General features: G+C 44.0%; 14 protein-coding genes. 5 read left to right on the top strand and 9 right to left on the bottom strand.

Translation table 11 applies throughout. The features are described 5' to 3' along the window. Positions 1 to 356 precede the first annotated feature (356 nt). The 6 genes from Dvar_RS39845 to Dvar_RS39820 form a co-directional block, all read right to left on the bottom strand. On the bottom strand, positions 357 to 1,172 hold the full coding sequence (locus Dvar_RS39845) for a glycosyltransferase family 2 protein (protein ID WP_419659016.1): 816 nt from the start codon (positions 1,170 to 1,172) through the stop codon (positions 357 to 359). Then, on the bottom strand, positions 1,162 to 2,211 hold the full coding sequence (locus Dvar_RS39840; RefSeq protein WP_419659015.1) for an N-acetylneuraminate synthase family protein: 1,050 nt from the start codon (positions 2,209 to 2,211) through the stop codon (positions 1,162 to 1,164). The genes Dvar_RS39845 and Dvar_RS39840 overlap by 11 nt, the downstream gene beginning before the upstream one ends. After that, positions 2,201 to 3,874 (bottom strand): cytidylyltransferase domain-containing protein, encoded by a 1,674-nt coding sequence (locus Dvar_RS39835; protein WP_419659014.1) that lies wholly within the window; start codon positions 3,872 to 3,874, stop codon positions 2,201 to 2,203. Before Dvar_RS39835 ends, Dvar_RS39840 begins: the two co-directional genes overlap by 11 nt. Before the next feature lie 42 nt (positions 3,875 to 3,916). Next, positions 3,917 to 5,077, bottom strand: a complete 1,161-nt coding sequence (locus Dvar_RS39830; RefSeq protein ID WP_419659013.1) for a hypothetical protein — start codon at positions 5,075 to 5,077, stop codon at positions 3,917 to 3,919. Between the two features lie 11 nt (positions 5,078 to 5,088). After that, complete coding sequence (locus Dvar_RS39825; RefSeq protein ID WP_419659012.1) at positions 5,089 to 5,796, bottom strand: methyltransferase domain-containing protein; 708 nt, start codon at positions 5,794 to 5,796, stop codon at positions 5,089 to 5,091. 274 nt (positions 5,797 to 6,070) lie between these two features. After that, entirely contained in the window at positions 6,071 to 6,544 is a 474-nt protein-coding gene (locus Dvar_RS39820; RefSeq protein WP_419659011.1) for a hypothetical protein, read from the bottom strand. A gap of 394 nt (positions 6,545 to 6,938) precedes the next feature. Here Dvar_RS39820 and Dvar_RS39815 point away from each other — a divergent pair, with 394 nt between their 5' ends. The 5 genes from Dvar_RS39815 to amrS all read left to right on the top strand — a co-directional run bounded on the left by Dvar_RS39815 (position 6,939) and on the right by amrS (position 14,260). After that, a complete protein-coding gene (locus tag Dvar_RS39815; RefSeq protein WP_419659010.1) occupies positions 6,939 to 7,997 on the top strand; it encodes a zinc-dependent alcohol dehydrogenase family protein in 1,059 nt (352 codons plus the stop codon). A 706-nt stretch (positions 7,998 to 8,703) separates the two neighbouring features. After that, positions 8,704 to 9,039: a hypothetical protein gene (locus tag Dvar_RS39810; protein WP_419659009.1), complete on the top strand. Its 336-nt coding sequence runs from the start codon at positions 8,704 to 8,706 to the stop codon at positions 9,037 to 9,039. A 452-nt stretch (positions 9,040 to 9,491) separates the two neighbouring features. After that, positions 9,492 to 10,991, top strand: coding sequence for an AmmeMemoRadiSam system protein B (gene amrB, locus Dvar_RS39805; RefSeq protein ID WP_419659008.1), 1,500 nt, complete (start codon positions 9,492 to 9,494; stop codon positions 10,989 to 10,991). Then, positions 10,972 to 13,074 (top strand): hypothetical protein, encoded by a 2,103-nt coding sequence (locus Dvar_RS39800; RefSeq protein WP_419659007.1) that lies wholly within the window; start codon positions 10,972 to 10,974, stop codon positions 13,072 to 13,074. Before amrB ends, Dvar_RS39800 begins: the two co-directional genes overlap by 20 nt. Next, positions 13,061 to 14,260 carry an AmmeMemoRadiSam system radical SAM enzyme gene (amrS, locus tag Dvar_RS39795; protein ID WP_419659006.1) on the top strand — a complete coding sequence of 400 codons (1,200 nt, stop codon included), beginning with the start codon at positions 13,061 to 13,063 and terminating at the stop codon, positions 14,258 to 14,260. Before Dvar_RS39800 ends, amrS begins: the two co-directional genes overlap by 14 nt. A gap of 139 nt (positions 14,261 to 14,399) precedes the next feature. On the opposite strand, the gene Dvar_RS39790 is transcribed toward amrS, so the two are convergent. From Dvar_RS39790 to Dvar_RS39780, 3 genes are all read right to left on the bottom strand, one after another. After that, positions 14,400 to 16,313: a response regulator gene (locus Dvar_RS39790; protein ID WP_419659005.1), complete on the bottom strand. Its 1,914-nt coding sequence runs from the start codon at positions 16,311 to 16,313 to the stop codon at positions 14,400 to 14,402. A 774-nt stretch (positions 16,314 to 17,087) separates the two neighbouring features. After that, on the bottom strand, positions 17,088 to 17,432 hold the full coding sequence (locus tag Dvar_RS39785) for an anti-sigma factor family protein (protein WP_419659004.1): 345 nt from the start codon (positions 17,430 to 17,432) through the stop codon (positions 17,088 to 17,090). Further along, positions 17,419 to 18,030, bottom strand: coding sequence for an RNA polymerase sigma factor (locus Dvar_RS39780; protein ID WP_419659003.1), 612 nt, complete (start codon positions 18,028 to 18,030; stop codon positions 17,419 to 17,421). Before Dvar_RS39780 ends, Dvar_RS39785 begins: the two co-directional genes overlap by 14 nt. Positions 18,031 to 18,217 lie beyond the last annotated feature (187 nt).

The raw sequence follows: 18,217 nt of genomic DNA, 5'->3' as shown, positions 1-18,217 counted from the left end.
GCCTGTAAAAATTTTCCAATAGTAGTAAGTAATTCATCAAGTTGATGGTTTCTTGAAGAAGCTAAAATGTTAAGTGATATTATGAAAATTATAATTAAAAAAGATACTATCGAAAAATGTTTAAAATAATCATTTTTAGTGTTATATCCAAAGAAAAAAATAAAAGATAAAAAGCTAAGTACCAAAGTGAAATAATAAGGTGAAAAATTAGGTATGTTTAGCAATGAGAACAGAATTGAAGCGGATATTAGCTTATAATCTTTTAAGCCTAAAATAAACAATGATAAACAAAAAATTATAAAGATAAAATAGAGAGGACACATGCTGAGAATTAGAAAAAAAATGAAATAAGTAGATTATATATGAATATATGTAATTGTTTTCTCATCAATAAATAATTTATAATAACTAATAAAATGTTTAATAGCAATATGATTCAGTCGTCTTGTCCTTCTTCTATGTAGATGTTTAATGTGTATGCTATTTATTAAACATACTCGCATCCCAGATCTTTTAATTCGTAAACAAAATTCAACATCCTCAGGGCCAAAGAATATTCTTTCATTGTAACAGCCAATCCTAAGGGCGGTTTTTTTACGAAAAATATGATTTGCACCTAATGCATAATCAACATCGAAAATCAGTTTTTTATCAAAATTAATATCTTTATAAAGATGATGATCGTTAATATAACATATAAAGTTAAATTTTCTTAAAAATTTTAATCTGCTAATAATTGGCTGCAAAATGAAGGGAAAGCGTCTAACATTAGTTTGAAATGTGCCATTAGGATTAACAAGCCTAAAAGAAAATAATCCGATATCTGGATGCTGGCTTAAGATTTCTTCAATGATACTTCCGATGTCATTTGACATCTTTGGTAAAACAGTATCACAATCTAAACTCATTACATAACGACCTTTAGAAATTTTTATGCCTATATTTCTAGCTTTACTTATTCCATAATTTTTATAAAGATTTAGGTATCGTATATAAGGAAAATTCTGATTAACCATGTTTTTAGTATTATCAACTGAACCATTATCGATTACTATCACTTCATCTTTGGAATAATCTATACATGCTTCAAGTGAAAGTATGCATTCTCTTAAAAGTTTTTTTTCATTCCAAGTTAATATAATAACAGACATTCTCATTATATTAGCTATCAACTATATCATCCCATTTGAGAGGTTTATCTACATCAATAAATTTAACTGCCTTTTTACCAATTATTTGATCCCAAAATAAGGGACTAATCCCATAGCCAGGTCGTTTTGCAATTAAATTTGTATCAGATAATATCTCTCCTTCTTTAATTATCCGGGAGGCGTAGATACTTCTTCGCGCATTCATACGGGCTGGTTCTTCCAACCGAAGGTTCTTTTTTCCATTGCCTAATAGTGTTTTATATTTAAATATTTTTTTTTTAAACCGTAATAAGTCATGCATATCGATAGCATGATAATGATCATTTCCAGGAAGTGATTTATCAAAAGTAAAATGCTTCTCAATAATGCAAGCGCCAAGGAAAAAAGCAACCTCTAAAGAAGATAAACTATAATCAGGTATGATATGGTCTGAATAACCAATTAAACAATCTGGAAAGGCATTTTGTAAAACTTTAATTTGGCATAGCTGAGCATTTGAATAATCGGTCGGATAATTAAGAATGCAGTGCAATAATGCTATATTTTGATTACCACAATCATAGATAATATTTTTTGCAATACTGATTTCATCAATTGTTGATGCCCCAGTAGAAATAATTAAAGGTTTTCCAGTTAAGGCAACTTTTCGCAGTAATGGAACATTTGTAATGTCAGCAGACGCTATTTTGAATGCTGGTACAAGATGAGATAAATAATCCACAGCATCAAGGTCGAACGGGGTTGATAGAAAATTAATTCCCATTTTATTACAGTAGCTTGCAAGGTGATTGTATTCATTTTCCCCAAAATTGTCATACTTCTTGAACAGTTCGAATTGGCTTTTTGATTTTTCTTTTTTAGTATCCCAATAAGCAGGACTATAAACAGACGCAAGCTTTTCTGCTTTATAACTTTGAAATTTTACCGCGTTTGCTCCTGCTAAATAGGCCTCTTTTATCAATCTTTTAGCTATGTTAATCGAGCCCTCATGGTTAACACCAATATCCACAATGATATATGGTGCATTAGATCTCACAAAATCAAAAAAGCTATGAGCCATAATTATACTCAAATTTGTTCTGAAGTAATGAGTTAATTATTTCCATTACTCTATATTTTCCTAAACGTAAATTTATTTTATCCATTTTTCCAATTATTTTACTTCTATAATTTGGATCAACAAGAATTTTCGAAAACGTTTCGCAAAAGGTATTATCATTGAAATTTTTATAATCGCCTAAACTGATGAAACCATTTATATTTGTAATGAACGTGTGTTGCGTCTCTCTAAAATTTTGCGGTATTACAATTGTTAAAATTTTTAAGCTATATAGTTCTAATGCTGTTCTTCCAGCAGATGTAATTCCAATATCTGAGGCATTCATATATTCGCTTATTTTGTTAGTCTCAAGTATAATTTTTATTGAAGGGTGATTTGAATTTAGAGCAAAAAACTTGAGATTTTCAAGATACTGATATCCTGGGCCGACAACAACATATATTGAAATGTTTTTTGTTTTGGTTAATTCGCTTACCAATTTGAGAATCCTGACGGTGAAATCTTCTTTGTCAACACCCCCAAAGCTAATAAAAATATTTTTAACTTTTGCTGATCTATTTCTATTTTTTATATGAATGAATTCATCTCGGAGAATAAAGTATTTGGGACCAAATAACATATTTTTTTGAGGACTTTTATTAGGATATAGTGAATTTATTACTAAATCAGCTTTTTCAGCACCTTCGCCCAAATCTTCGAAATTAATTACAGTACGTACTTTATTTTTTAGATTAATGATGTATTCATTACTTGTATCTAGAATGTCATTAATTACCATATCTGGTTTTTGTTTCAGAATTACTTCTATCAACTGGTTTGGGGCAGCAGTTTTAACTTCATAATTGAACTGAGAAATATAATTTACGGCTAAATAATCAGTAGAATCACAGACAAATATTATTTTATGATTAATTAGCTCATTTGCTAGCATTAAAGTTCTATAAGTGTGTCCCATTCCAACATCAGCGTTACCAGTCACTACAATTACAATCAATTTACGCTTAAGAATTAATTCACATAGCCATAGGTCATTGTAAGAATCTATATCAATACTTTTTTCATAATCCATAATATATAAAGAAACTTTTTTCCCAATTCTAGAGCCTGTTTCCAATACATTTCTTTTACAAGCGATGATTGCCCCTGTTTCTCTATATTGATCAGGTAAAAACTGTCTGTTGACACGTTCTTGATAATCAGGAGTTATTATTCCTTTGTCAACTTTCCAACGAAGATGCTTGTCCTCGCAAACACTTATCACTGTGTCGGCTGATTCCTCTATCAATTTCGTAATTACATTATCAATATCAATGCTTGAAATCAAAGGAGATGTTGGTTGAATTGTTATTATATATGATAATTTATAATTATAATAATTTTCATAATAATTGACAGCATGTACAATTACCGGATCAAGAGAAACATCATCCATAGCAAGATTTGAAGGCCTGCTTAAGACATCTGCACCAAAACGTTTAGAAAAAAGAGCTATCTCTTTATCTTCAGTTGAGACGATTACATGATCTACCAGTTTGGATTGGAGAGCTGATTTTATAGTGTAATATATTAATGGCTTTCCATTTAGAGGCCTTAGATTTTTTCTGGGTATATTTTTAGATCCACCACGTGCTGGAATTATAAGAATTGTTTTATTATAAATCATTTTAAAAAATTGGATATTAGAATGTTCAATATTAATAATATTTCAAGATTTGATTAATAGTGGCTTCCCAAAAATATCATCCCATTTTTCAGTTTTATTTGAATTTGACATCAATTGATTGATTGAGTTTTTAGAAATATAATTCTTATTATTTACAATGCTATATAATAAATATTTTGCGTTAGAAAATGGTTTCAAGTGAACATTATCGAAAAATTTTCTATATTTTATGATGAATTCAGATGTGCCTATGCTATAACTTTTCCCTCCTAAATATCCCCACTCGAATAATAATGTAGAAGTTGAAGAAACTAAAATACGCTGGCTTGATACAGATTCTAAAAAAGATTCAATATTATAATTTTCTATTGATATAAATTCTTTGTATTTTTCAATTAGTCTGCTATAAAAAGAAATTTTATCTCTTGGATGGATGCGAAGGATAAAGTTAATAGAATGGTCAGAAAGATAGGATTCTTCTAACAATGACTCGAGACATACAAGCTGGCTATGGTGACCAATATTATCATTATGATGATTAAATGATTGAGTTGCATAAATTATTGTTATTTGATTGCTTTTATTAATTTTTTTAGTTTTTTTTCTATAAGAATTAAGCTTTGCAGGGCCCATAATTTTTATTCGGTTTTTGGGAAAACCTTTATATAATAGTAAAACTCTGTTGGCTTCACCGCTAACCAAAAAAAGATCTGAACTATATGGATTAATGAAAGATGCAAGCGGAATATTAAATTTACTAATGTATTTATACATTTTTTCAGAATCTGACCATAAGTCATCAATAACTGGATAAGCGGATCGTAAATATGAAATATGATTTACAGAATTCTTTAAAAACAATATAGACAATCTAATAAATATTGATGGCGTTGCAGAAAATAATATATCAATATTATGTTGATGGCAAATTTTAATAATATTCCATGCGTTTAGTAAAGTAATCAAAAATTTTAATAATTTAGAGCTATAATAAAATCCTGATCTAAACGGGTTAATTGACTTAAAAATTTTTTCTGAAGTCTTTATTTTAATTGAATCCATGTACAAAGAACTAGTATCATATATGTAGAATCTGCATTTTCTTTGATTTTTTTTCAAATTTATTATCCAATTCAAATCCTCCCATTCCTCATGATTAGATGGAATTACTAAAATTTTTTTTTTAAATCCAATTTTATTCATTTAAGACACGGTTATTTTTTTTTCAATAACAACCAAGAAAAACTTGAAAATAATGGGATAGGGTGCTTAAGAAGAAATTTTAAAATTAAGCTTTGAAAAATTTTTAAAAATCTAATTTTTTCATAGTATCCATGGCCAAAAAAATATTTATACTCCATGATTTTATAACCAAAATCTTTGAAAATTTTAAGCTGGCTCTTTATGGGCCCTCTACACAATTGATAATATGCAGGAAATTTTGGATAGTAGAAATTATTTCGAGGTGAAAAAAAATTTAAAAGAATTTTTGATAAATCATTTGGGATCAATAGGTTTAATAAAAAAGGCGGTGAGTAAAGAGTTGGGAAGAAGTGAATAGCCAGACCGTTTTTCTTTAATATTGTTTTAGTATTTTTATGGAACTGTTTAGCATCTGAAATATGTTCTGCCAGCATTTTGCTGATAATTAAATCAAACTTCCTATTCAAATTAAAATTTGTAGAAGTAATATCTCTTTTAATCTTATCATAATCATCGGAAACTTTTTCTAATTCTTCTTGTGAAATATCTAAAATCGAGTAATCTAAATTAAATTTTTTAATAATAATCTGATTTAAAACAGGGTTTGCTCCACCACCAATTTCACAAATACTTTTTACTTCATATTTTCTGATATTTCTAATTAAATAGTCCTCAAATCCAAGCCAAGCTTCTTCTGATTTTCCAAATGAAATTTTCATTCTAGTTTTTCAAATTTATATTTAACAAAACTATTAAACTTCTAATAATTATTAGAATAATTAACTTATGAATGGCAACTGAACATTCAAGCATTCTTCACTACTATGAAATATCAGTCTTTTTAACAATCATTGTTATCCTATAAGCCATTCTTTTAAATTTTTTCCTTGCAAAAAATAGCTCCGCCTTTTCGATTACAATCGAAATGATTAATATCTATATGTAATTTAAAAGCTTTTATGTCTTTCTGCCGCATTAATTGGTTTTGATTCATCAAAACGTCATCAACAGTTGTTGGCCATTCTTTGTAAGTGGGTAGAGATAGATATCCTTAACGGCCTTCCAAAGGCGCTCATTCTCCCAAGCCATGCGCCAGCGCCGGTCGTTTTTCCGATGTTTAATGATCAATTGCAAATTGCGTTTCTGCCCATCATCGTTGCACTCTACCAGCATACGCCATGCCAAGCTGGAAAATAGCCGGCAAACTAATTGGGTCGGGTTGATTTCAGAGACGATGAGGTCGCGCAACTGCGAAAAAAATGAAATTAAGATTCCTAAATAATGGTGTTGGTTTAAATAGTTGTGCCATAGCGGTCTTTTGCTGTGTGTCTGAACCGTGCATGGTCGGGGAGTCCGCCACTTATTGCGGGATAGATTGTAAAAACGATGTACAATCATTTTTATTTCAAGTCGTTGGCCCTGATCAACCACTTGACCGCAAAAGGCTTTAGGAAATATTGAAGACATCGACATGGCCCTAACAAAGAACCTAATCTGCGCAAGATCAGCAGCCCTTTGAACAAATTTTTACCATTATGTGTATGAACTGATTTTTGAGTGATTGCTGAACTTCCCCAAATCTAAACACGATACGTCCTTTCTGGACGCCCCGGGGGAGGGCGTTTGACCCTTAAAAGACGTGGTGAAATCGGCAACCTCAAAAGTGCTCCAACTTCTTTACCTAAAAGTCCTGTACCATATCCAACATTGGGCCGGTTTGTAAATTGCAAAATTTTAAACTTTTGCCAAAAAAGGTGGTGAATTCGGGCGCCCTTTAGTATGGTTGGATTCACTTATGGCTCAATTGTTCAATTCATTTTTGTTTTTTTGAATCATTCCAACACAAAACAGGTTGGCTGCCATGCAAACAATGAATGCCATGATGCTGGAACGTATCCATGATTTACGTCAGACCTCCACTCCCTTGACCCACCAATTGGTTCCCATTCCCACACCCGGCCCAGAAGAAATCTTGATCCGGGTCGCTGCCTGTGGGGTATGTCATACGGAACTGGACGAAATCGAGGGGCGTACCCCGCCGCCGCATTTCCCTGTCATTTTGGGGCATGAGGTCGTGGGGCGGGTGGAATCGACGGGTCCGGGTGCAGATCGATTCCCTGTGGGGGCACGGGTTGGCGTGGCCTGGATCAACCATGCTTGTGGCCGATGCGACTATTGCCGAGACGGCCTGGAAAATTTGTGCGCTGAGTTTGCCGCTACCGGACGGGATGCCCATGGTGGGTATGCTGAATACATGACGGTCAATCAGGCCTTTGCTTTTCCAATTCCGGATCGTTTTTCCGATGTGCAGGCCGCTCCGCTGCTTTGCGCCGGCGCCATTGGCTACCGGTCCATGTCCCTTTGCCAGATGCACGATGGACAGCGGTTGGGGTTGACCGGTTTCGGGGCGTCCGCCCATCTGGTCCTTAAAATGGTCAAACACCAGTTTCCCAACTCACCTGTCTATGTGTTCGCCCGCAGTCCCGGTGAACAGGCGTTTGCCCGCAGTCTGGGGGCGGTTTGGGCCGGGCACACAAAGGACCGGGCACCGCAGCCCTTGGACTGCATCATTGATACCACACCCGCCTGGACCCCAGTGGTGGCCGCCATGGAGAACCTCAAACCGGGCGGACGGCTGGTAATCAATGCCATTCGCAAAGAAACGTTTGACCGTGACGTTTTGTTGACTCTGGACTACTCGTCTCACCTATGGCACGAGAAAGAAATAAAAAGTGTCGCCAATGTGGCCCGATCGGATGTATCTTGTTTTCTAACACTGGCTGACCAGATTCCGATCATTCCCGAGGTGCAAACCTTTGCTTTAAAAGATGCCAACCAAGCGCTTATGGAACTGAAAAATCGCAAGATTCGGGGGGGGAAGGTTCTGGTTATGGACCCCGACATGAATTGCCTAAAGTAGGCGTTGCGCCTTTTTCGAAAAATAAAGAAATACCATGATCTCATTAGGAATTAGTCAGTACTTATCGATAAATTCCCCGTTTTTCCAATATCGGTGGTTTCGCTATAATTGCCATTGATTAAACCTCGGGCTATGCCCGAGTGGCCCGAAAAGGTTTGAACTTTCCCGGTGAGACAATAATACCGCAGATACTTTTCTGGACATCAAACATCGAACGTCCAACATCGAATGATGAGATCGCTTCGCTTCACCGTTTGATAAATAAAAAGGCGTTGTTTCATTTGTTTTCGCTTATAAAAACTGATACCAGCGATAGCAAACGATAGAATTCCATTTTCGATGTTTGAAGTTGGACGTTCAGTGTTCGATGTTCATTGGTCTGCTTCTCAGCCTCCTTTGGGGGGCTTCATCACCCAACCTGCGATGCGGGTAGTCAGTGATTGGCAAACATAAATCCGGTGCAATCTGGTGTAAATATTTTCTACCGCCACCCCAAGGCCATAGTGGTCTACGCCTGGCCAACCACTACATATTGAATCCTATCCTTCACAAAAAAATAATTTTATTCTATAATTATCAAAGTTTTACAAAGCATTGCCCTGTGGCTAAAGCTTCAATGCGGATTTGCCGATACTAATAACATTGCTCGGCATTTTTATCTTAACCAAAGCACCTTCAATCGAACCAGACCAATGGAGCCCCAGTCGTGAGACCATTTATCACCAACGGCTACAAACTGATCAGCAGCCTCGATCAGGATATCGGCGTGTTGATCGATAATTGCCTGGGGTTTTTGTATTCCATGGAATTGGGTGCCGATATTCAAGGGGAAATCGCCAAGATCGAAGAGGCCCTTTACGATATGGTTTATCTGGGACGGACTCAGGCTGGACACGAATTCAAGGAATCGCTTTTTCGCAACCGGATTCTGCCGATCATGAAGCGCATCAGCCCACCGGGCTATTATTTTGGTATCGATCCTAATGAGAACAGCCTACTTGGGTATTGGCAAAAGGATGAAACCCATATTGGCCCATATTGACCATCCCCCGACGATCCGGCAGTATCCGCCAACGCCCCGTAATCATCCCCGATCAAACTTTCCCAGCGTGATTCAACCATTTAAGAGTGCCCTGGATACCGGATCAAGTCCAGCATGACGAGTCAGGTCCTTTTTGAGAATGGTCAGATTTTTAATGCGACATTGAGGGGTTGCCTTAGGGCTCGCGCAAAAATAACTTCACATTTTCAGGGCCCATCCATCCCGCTCAGCGGCGTTGCGAAAACACGGAATATGCCTGATATTCCTTTGTCTTCGCGCCTTGCTGAGCGGGTGCCTGAACACTGACAATTTGTGAATTTATTTTTGCGCGAACCCTTACCGCTGTGCGGCAATTCCCTTGACATGTGGTTTTGCACCATTGTACTCCTATCAAAGAATGACAACAGCATTGTTGTCCCCACCCATCCAGCAAATACGAAGAGGTTGGCATCGTGTTCGCCTACCGATACCTTCTATTGGGGATTGTGACCATCCTCCTGGGAGGTCTTACCGCCCCACCGTGTACTGCCGGGACTGATGTCCGCAACCCGGTCTGGGCCGGTCGGTTCTATCCAGCATCACAAAAAGAACTGGACCGAACAGTTCGTGGCCTGATCACGGCGGCTCGCCAAAAAAGCGCCAATCGTGTTCCGCGACAAGGTCTGCGGGCCCTGATCATGCCGCATGCCGGATACGTGTATTCCGGTGCCACGGCGGCTCACGCGGCCCTGGCCATTCCGCGTGACGGATTCAAGCGGGTGGTATTGCTGGGGCCGGATCACCGGGTGGGATTTAACAATGCATCGCTGACGCCTGCTTCCCGGTGGCGAACCCCTTTGGGGGAGGTGCCGATTTGCGATAGCAGCCAGCTGACGGATCGATGGCCGGATCTGTTTGCAACCGTTGTGGCATCGGATCGCCAGGAGCACTGCCTCGAGGTGATTCTGCCTTTTTTACAGGCCCGTCTGACCCAATTCGAATTGCTTCCCCTGGTGCTGGGACCTTGCGATGCCCGGCAGATGGCCCGGGCGATTGGCCCCCTGATGCAAGACGAATCGACCCTGCTCGTCGTCAGTGCCGACATGTCCCATTATTTACCGGCGGCCGAGGCGATCAAGCGAGACCAACAGACCCTGCGCCGGATTCTGGCCCTTGATCCACACTGGTCTATTGATCAGGATAACCGTACCTGCGGGCGCTTTCCAATTGGCGTGCTTTTGGAGCTGGCCCGCAGTCAACAATGGCGACCGATGGTGCTGCACACCAGTAATAGCGGCGATGCCAGCGGCGATAAGGATGCCGTGGTGGGATATGCCGCCGTCGCTTTTTATGGAGAAAAATCAATGTCCAAGCCAAACGATAACCGTCAACCCCTGACCCCTGAGCAAGGCGCGGTCCTGGTAAAACTGGCCCGGCAGACCCTGGCCCGCCAATTTGGCCGCGAAGTTGAGCCGAAACAGGCCCAACCCCTGGAAACCCTTTTAGAAGACCACGCCCTGCAGGCCCGTTGCGGGACCTTTGTGACGCTTAAAATTGACAATCAACTTCGGGGCTGCATCGGCAGCCTGTCGGCCAGCGAACCGCTGGTTACTGGCGTGCGTGACAATGCAATCAATGCGGCGTTCCATGACCCGCGCTTTTCACCGCTCAGCCAAAAGGAGTTGGACCAGGTGCATATCGAGGTGAGCGTGCTTACCGAGCCGGTTGATCTGGCTTACCGCGATGCAGATGACCTGCTGGCCAAATTGAGGCCCGGCATCGATGGCGTGATCCTGAAAAAGGGGTATGCCAGCGCCACGTTCTTGCCCCAGGTATGGGATCAATTGCCCCGGCCGGAGCAATTCCTTACCCATTTGTGCATGAAAGCCGGTCTGTCGGGCGGCCAGTGGCGCAAGGGCGATCTGAAGATAAAGATCTATCAGGTGCAGTATTTTGAAGAAGACGCGCACTGATGGGGGAATCCGGCCGGTTGTGGTGGCCACGGGAATCGCCTCCGTGGCGGTCCAGCTGGTGCTGGTGCGGGAGTATCTGGCGCAATTCCAGGGCAATGAAATCGTCATTGCCCTGATTTTTTTTTGCTGGCTGGTCTATGGCGGCATCGGCACGGCCCTGGCCAAAACCTGGGGCACCGGCCGGCGATCGCCTTCAGCGCACAAGCTGACCCTGTTGTCCCTGCTGCTGATCATGGTTGGTGTGGGGCAGGTCATTGCCATTCGCCGGTTCCGGGACCTGGTCTTCATCCATGGGGCATCGGTGGGATTTTACCCGACCCTGGGGTTCGTTGCCGTTACCATGCTGCCCTATGCCGTGTTGGTGGGGTTTGTGCTCCCCTATAGCTTGATGGTGGTCAGGCAGCGCATGGCCGATTACCCCGGAAATTGGATTTATATGGCCGATAATGCCGGGGATGTGGCCGGTGGGGCGCTGTTTTCATTCGTCCTGGTCCATTGGCTGACCCCGTTTCAGTTGCTGTTGGCGGTCCATCTACCGCTGTTGGTGGCCCTTTGGCGTCTGGACGGTGCTGTTTGCCGGACCACCGTCATTGCCGGCTTGCTCTCCATGATGGTCCTGACGGCCGGATGCGTTTGGGAAGAGAGCTGGTTGCCCTTTCGCGAGGGCCGGCGGGTATTTTATGCGGAAAGCCGTTACGGTCGCATCGAAGTGGTCGAATCCCAAGGCCAGGCAACCCTTTTCAGCGATGGGGTGCCCCGCCTTTTTTCCCATGACCCTGTTCTGGCCGAGCAGTGTGTCCATTTGCCCCTGGCCCAGGTTGACCACCCCCGGCGATTATTACTGGTCTCCGCCGTGGGCGGCATGGCCGCCGAGGTGGCCAAATACCAACCCGAGCGGGTGGATTATGTGGAACTGGATCCGATGGTGGCAAAGGTCCAACAGCGCTTCGGACTGCTGGAATCCTTTGCCGGCTTGAAGATCATTGCCCAGGATGCCAGGGCTTATCTGGCGTCAACATCCATGCAATACGATGCCATCCTGATTGGTCTGCCGGAGCCGGAAACCTATCAGGTCAACCGTTTTTTTACATCTGAGTTTTTTGCCCTGGCGAACCAGCATCTAGCAGCGGACGGGGTGCTTAGTTTCGGCATCCAGGGGGTGGAAAACTATATCTCCGATCGTCGGCGGCAGACCCTGTCCTCCCTGGCCAACACCGCCCGCAGATATTTCCAGCATGTATGCCTGATGCCCGGGCAGCGGCTTATCTTTGTTTGCCGGCACCGGCCCGTGCGCACCGACATTGCCCGGCTGCTCGAGAAAAAGAAGATTGAGACCGATTATATCCGGCGCTATTTCGAGGGAGATTTCACCGCCCAGCGCATCCGCGAGCTCAATGCGGCCGTGGATGCCGGCGTCCCGCTCAACGTGGACCTGTTTCCGCGTCTGATGCGGCTTTCCTTTGTCGACTGGTTTGCCCAGCACGATGAATCCCCTTGGGGCTTTGCCCTGGTTCTGGCCGTGGTATCCCTGGTTTACCTGTTGCGCATCAGCCGTCCCCAATGGGTGTTGATGACCACCGGGTGCATCAATATCGGTGCCGAGATGGTCACCATCTTTACCTTCCAGGCGCTTTATGGTTATATTTATCTACAGATCGGCGTGCTGGTTACGGTTTTTCTGGCTGGACTGCTGCCCGGTGCCTGGGTGGGCGGCCGTATTGCCGGGGGGCACCGGCGGGCATTGATGGCCGGCGACCTGTTGCTTTGTCTGCTGCTGCTTTTTTTTGCCGGGCTGTTGGTCGTTGCCCGGTCGTATCTGCCGGCCGGCGTGCTTTATGGATTCGGTTTGGTGATCTCCTTTTTTTGCGGGTTTCAATTTCCCCTTGCCCTGGCGCTTTCCGGTAATGATGCCACCGCTGTGGCCAGCAGCTTTTCCGCCGATCTGGTCGGTGCGGCCGGTGGTGTCCTTTTGGTCAGCCTAGTGCTGATCCCGTTTCTGGGACTCTTGTGGTCCACCTTGACGCTGGCACTGATTAAGCTGATCAGCTTCTCAATTGCAGGATCGATCCATGACCCCCATTAATAGGCGACAATTTATACTGGCGGCCGGCGGCTGCATTTGCCACGCGGCCGTTGGCCATGCAAGGTGGCCTTTTTTCGGGCCGTCGGCAGACGAAAAAGCGGACATTCAGGGCTCCATTTTTAAAAATGACGCGCCTGCAACCTTGTGGAAATGGTCCAAACCCGCCACGTATTTCCAGCGGCTTGACCAAAACGCCGTGCTGTGTACACTTTGCCCCAACCGCTGCCGGCTAATGCCGGGAGACCGCAGTGTCTGCCGCAGCCGGGTCAATGTGGACGGCACCCTTTATACACTGGCCTACGGCAATGCCTGCTCGGCCAACGTCGATCCGATCGAGAAAAAGCCCTTGTACCATTTTTTACCGACGACCCGGGCCTTTTCCATTGCTGCCGCCGGGTGCAATTTCCGTTGCCTCAACTGCCAGAACTGGGAGATTTCCCAGGTGCGTCCCGAAGATGTCCGTCATCTGGATCTTTTTCCCGAAGCCGTGGTCGAATCCGCTGAACAGAGCGGTTGTCAATCCATTGCTTACACGTACAGCGAACCGACCACGTTTTTTGAATACATGGTCGATACGGCCACATTGGCCAAGTCCCGTGGAATGAACAATCTTTGGATTTCCAATGGATATATCAACCCGGAGCCGCTGGACGCACTGTGCCGGGTCATCAACGGCGCCAACGTGAACCTCAAATCCATCAGTGACGAGATTTACCGGCGGCTCAATGGTGGACGGTTGCAACCGGTGCTAAACACATTTGTGACCCTGCACCGGCAAGGGGTCCATTTTGAGATGACCCATTTGGTGGTACCCGGTTACGGGGACAGCGACGAGATGATCCGGCGCATGTGCGGCTGGATTCTTGAAAATGTGGGCCCTGACCACCCTTTGCATTTCCTGCGTTTTTTTCCCCGGTATCGGCTCGATCGGTTGGCCCCCACGCCGGTGGCCACCCTGATCCGCTTCCGGGAATTGGCCATGGCTGAAGGTATCCATTATGTGTACCTGGGAAATGTGCCGGGAGATGCGGGCAACCATACCTATTGTCATCACTGCAAACGGTTGCTGGTGGAGCGTCAGGGCTATCATGTCCCCACCTTTCACATCCGGGATGGACGCTGCCGCTTTTGCCAGACACGCATCCCGGGGGTTTGGCCATCAACCGATAAGGATTCAACTAGTTAGTGTTCATCCATAATTGACCAATTTGCCCGATATCGGCGTTGCGCGAAAAATTTAATCCTCGGCATATCAACCATATGCCTGTGGTTAAATTTTTCGGGCGCCTTGATCTCGACCAAATTTGCCTATTTCTGGACGGACACTAGTTAACCGAGCTTGTGGTATGATTTTGGATAAACTGGTTAATGCGTTTTCTCTGGGACAAGGAAAGGTTTTCAAAACACACACTGCGGCGGGCCTGTCCCGGCTGGGGCAGAGGAATATCGGAAACGATCCGGCAATGCATATCGGTGATGAAAATTTCACCGTTGGGTCTCATAATGGAAAGTTGGTCCTTTTGGGGGGGTAAGATCGTTTCCATTGCATGATAATAGGCCAGTCCGCCAGCACCGATGTCAACCAGGTTAAAGCGATCATGGGGATGGCTGCTTGAAATGACAAGGGTCCCCACCGGCGCGATGTAACGTGGATGCACGCGGCGTTCCGTGGCTGCCGCTGTCAGTACCGTGCGAATGGTTTCCGCCAACTGCTGCATGCCAACCGGTTTCATGATCAGGGCCTTGATGCCCAGGGCATCTAAATTTTCATCACAAAGCTGCTCATTATACCCCGTGCAAAGAATAATGGGCAGTTCATGACGCACTTTTCTGACGGCTTTTGCCAGTCCCGTTCCCGCCATGCCGGGCATGGTCATGTCCGTAATCAAAATATCATAGGCACGGGGGGCTTTGATGAATGCGTTGAGTGCATCACTGCTATCGTGAAAGGCGCTGACCGTGTAACCCAATTGCTCCAATACCTTATGCATCATCTCTACCAGCATGATTTCATCATCAACGAGCAAAATCCGTTCTTTCCCGCCTGGCATATGATGTTGGGATAAAAGAGGGGGACCGGACTCAACGCCCATCTCCACCAGAGGCAGATAGATCTGAAATTCGGTAAATTTGCCTGGCTGGCTGAAGGCCTGGATATCTCCGCCGCTTGCCTTGACGATACCGTGCACCACGGATAGCCCCATGCCTGTGCCCTTACCGGTTGCTTTGGTAGTGAAATAGGGATCGAAAATGCGATCAATGATATGTTTTTCAATGCCTTGGCCGGTATCGGCAACCACCAGCCGGGCGTAGTTACCCGCGGCAAGATGAATGTGATCCGTCGAAGCGGTGCTTTCCAGCACAACCGATTCCAAGCGAACGGTCAGCACACCACCATCCGGTCCCATGGCATGGGCGGCATTGGTGCATAGGTTGAGCATGATTTGATGAATTTGGGTGGCATCGGCAATGATCGTGCATTGAGAATCACAAATATCACGGTCGATGGCAATATTCGTGGGCAGAGAGGAGCGCACGAGTTTGAGCGAGTCCTCAAGGACGCGATTGAGATTGAGTGGCTTGTGGGTGGACTCTTCATTGCGGCTGAAGCTGAGCAACTGCTGAATCATTTCCCGTGCTCTGAGACTAGCGGTCAGAATTTGATTCAAATTTTGACGCATGGTTTGTTTGTTGGTTTCATCAGCCAAAGCCAGTTCGGTGTTTCCCAGAATAATACTCAAGATGTTGTTGAAGTCATGGGCGATTCCCCCGGCCAAGGTGCCGATGGCTTCCATTTTCTGGGATTGGCGTAACTGACCCTGCAGCTGCTCTTTTTCCGCTTCGATGCACATGTTGTCATGGGCGATTTGCCGCTGCCTGAGTACCTTTTCCACACGAATAATCAATTCATCGGGTTCAAACGGTTTGCGTAGATAATCGCTGACGCCTTTACGGATGGCTTTTATGGCCGACTCAATAGAGGTTTCTCCGATGATCAGGATGAACGCCGGATCAGTACGATTATGGTCGATCGCATCAATGAGTTCAAAACCTGTCATCCCCGGCAACATTACATCCAGGATGACCAAATCGGGTGATTCTGTATGGATAAGGTTAAGGGCCTGATGGGGCTCACTGATTGTTTGAACCTGATACTTGGTGGGGCCCAACAATGCTTTGATGCGTTGGGTCATCAGTGGATCATCGTCGCAGATTAATATTCGGGGGCGATTCTCCATGGAGCGCTCCTCAATGGCTTCAATGCAGTGCCGTAAGCGTATTCCGTTTCCGTATCCTAAACGACCACTGCGACACTTTTGATTCTGAACGTCGGTGGTGTGTTAGAGTCGTATTGATGGGGATCGTCAATCCGGGTTGAGGGTAAGCATGTGTGCAACCCTCCGAGAAATCAGTATCGGTCTTTAAGGTAGGGATCTTAAGCGTGTTTTTTATCCTGATCGCAGCCTGGACGGTGGTGTTTTTCTTTCCTGCTGGCGAATGTGGGGTTTTAAGACGGCGTGGCCGACACCGATCACAATCGACAGGCAGCCCGATTCCGAGGCTACCCCACTCGATTTCGCTATATTTAATGTTTGCTTTAACGAGATCGAAGGATTTTGCCGATTGAAAAAACGGCACTATGGTCTGATGACATTGCATACGCAAAAGGAACAAGAGGCCTGTAATATTCCCAGCAATCAAACTAACAGTGACAGGTCCATTCTTGGCTCAGAGGAGGGATGAGTATTATCCTTGAACGGAATACCAGAATGACAAATCCTGTCGGACAATTCCACAAACAATCCAACCCACATTGAGTAATCGTATTTCATGCTTTTGATTATACAACAGGTATGCAATAAACAATTTATGTAGATTGTCCTGTTTTGTCAACTAAATATGAACGAACTCTCAAAAAATAGCAGATCTTTCAGCCGAAGTGGTATCTACTGTTTCAGGCAGGGCTTTGGTGAGAATTGCCAAGCCTGTGCACTAACGATAGACAACGGTGATTATTTTTTGGAATTGGCAATGCGGCTTGCATTATAGGAGGAGCCGGCATCATCTGAAAAAAAATGGGGAAAGCGGTTGTCCGATTGTTTTTCAATCAATCCGGAGATGGCATCCTTTAACCTGTTGGAAAAGGCTTCCGGTACTTGATGGCGTTCAAGGTTGCGACATAGATTGACCGTTTGTTTGAGGGTCTTGAGACACACCTGACATGGTTTGCATGCTTTGATGTGGTCTTCAATTTCCTTGCAGGTGGGGGCGTCCAGTTCACGATCGATATACTCAGAAAGCTTCTCAAAAAGAGTTATGCAGTTTTGGTGATCATGATGGGAATCATTCTTTTTCATAGTAGTTTTTCAGTGCTTCCCTGAGAAACAGTCGCGCCCGGTGGAGGCGAACTTTGATATTGGTTGGGGTCAGGCCCAGAATTTCCGCGGTTTCTTGGGTGCTGAAGCCTTCAACGTCACGAAGAACGATAACCAGCCTGTATTTTTCCGGCAGGTCCATCAATGCATCGCGAATCACATCACCGAGTTCATCTCCCAACAATTGGTCCAGCGGTTGGGACGCCCAGCGGGGTGTATCCATGCTGACGGCGGATTCGTCTCCGGGTAGGAATGTATCCAAAGACAATTCCTTGTCCGGTGCAAATTTGGATCGCCGTTTTTTTTTCAAACACGCACTGGTGGCCACCCGGTAAAGCCAGTTTTTAAATTTGGTTTCAAAACGAAATCCCTTTAGATACCGAAAAACGTTTAAAAACGTATCTTGGACCAGGTCTTCGGCATCACTGGGATTGTCGCACATTCTCAAGCCGAAGTTGTAAAGGCTTTTTTGGTAACGATTGACCAGTTCATAAAAAAGATCTTGGCGGCCATTGTTGATGGCCTGGATCAGCTCGGTATCCTTATCTTTGTTTTTCGTTTTCTGCGGCCGCTTTGGCATTGCTTTTTTGGCTTGTCAACTGACAGGCATCGCGCATTCATGTACTGATTCCCAGTTTGGGTAGGATATAAGCCTGAAGCAGAATCCATATGCCGATCACTGCCAATAAAATCAGAATGTTGTTCATGTTTTCCCTTTTCTTAGACATCTTTGTTATCCGAAGGAGGATGTTTTTCCAGTAAAATTA

The organism is Desulfosarcina variabilis str. Montpellier (genome assembly GCF_048565275.1).
In the GTDB taxonomy this organism is placed as follows: domain Bacteria; phylum Desulfobacterota; class Desulfobacteria; order Desulfobacterales; family Desulfosarcinaceae; genus Desulfosarcina; species Desulfosarcina variabilis.
Note: the sequence above shows the minus strand (reverse complement) of the source record. Positions and strands in the feature narration are given on the sequence as shown.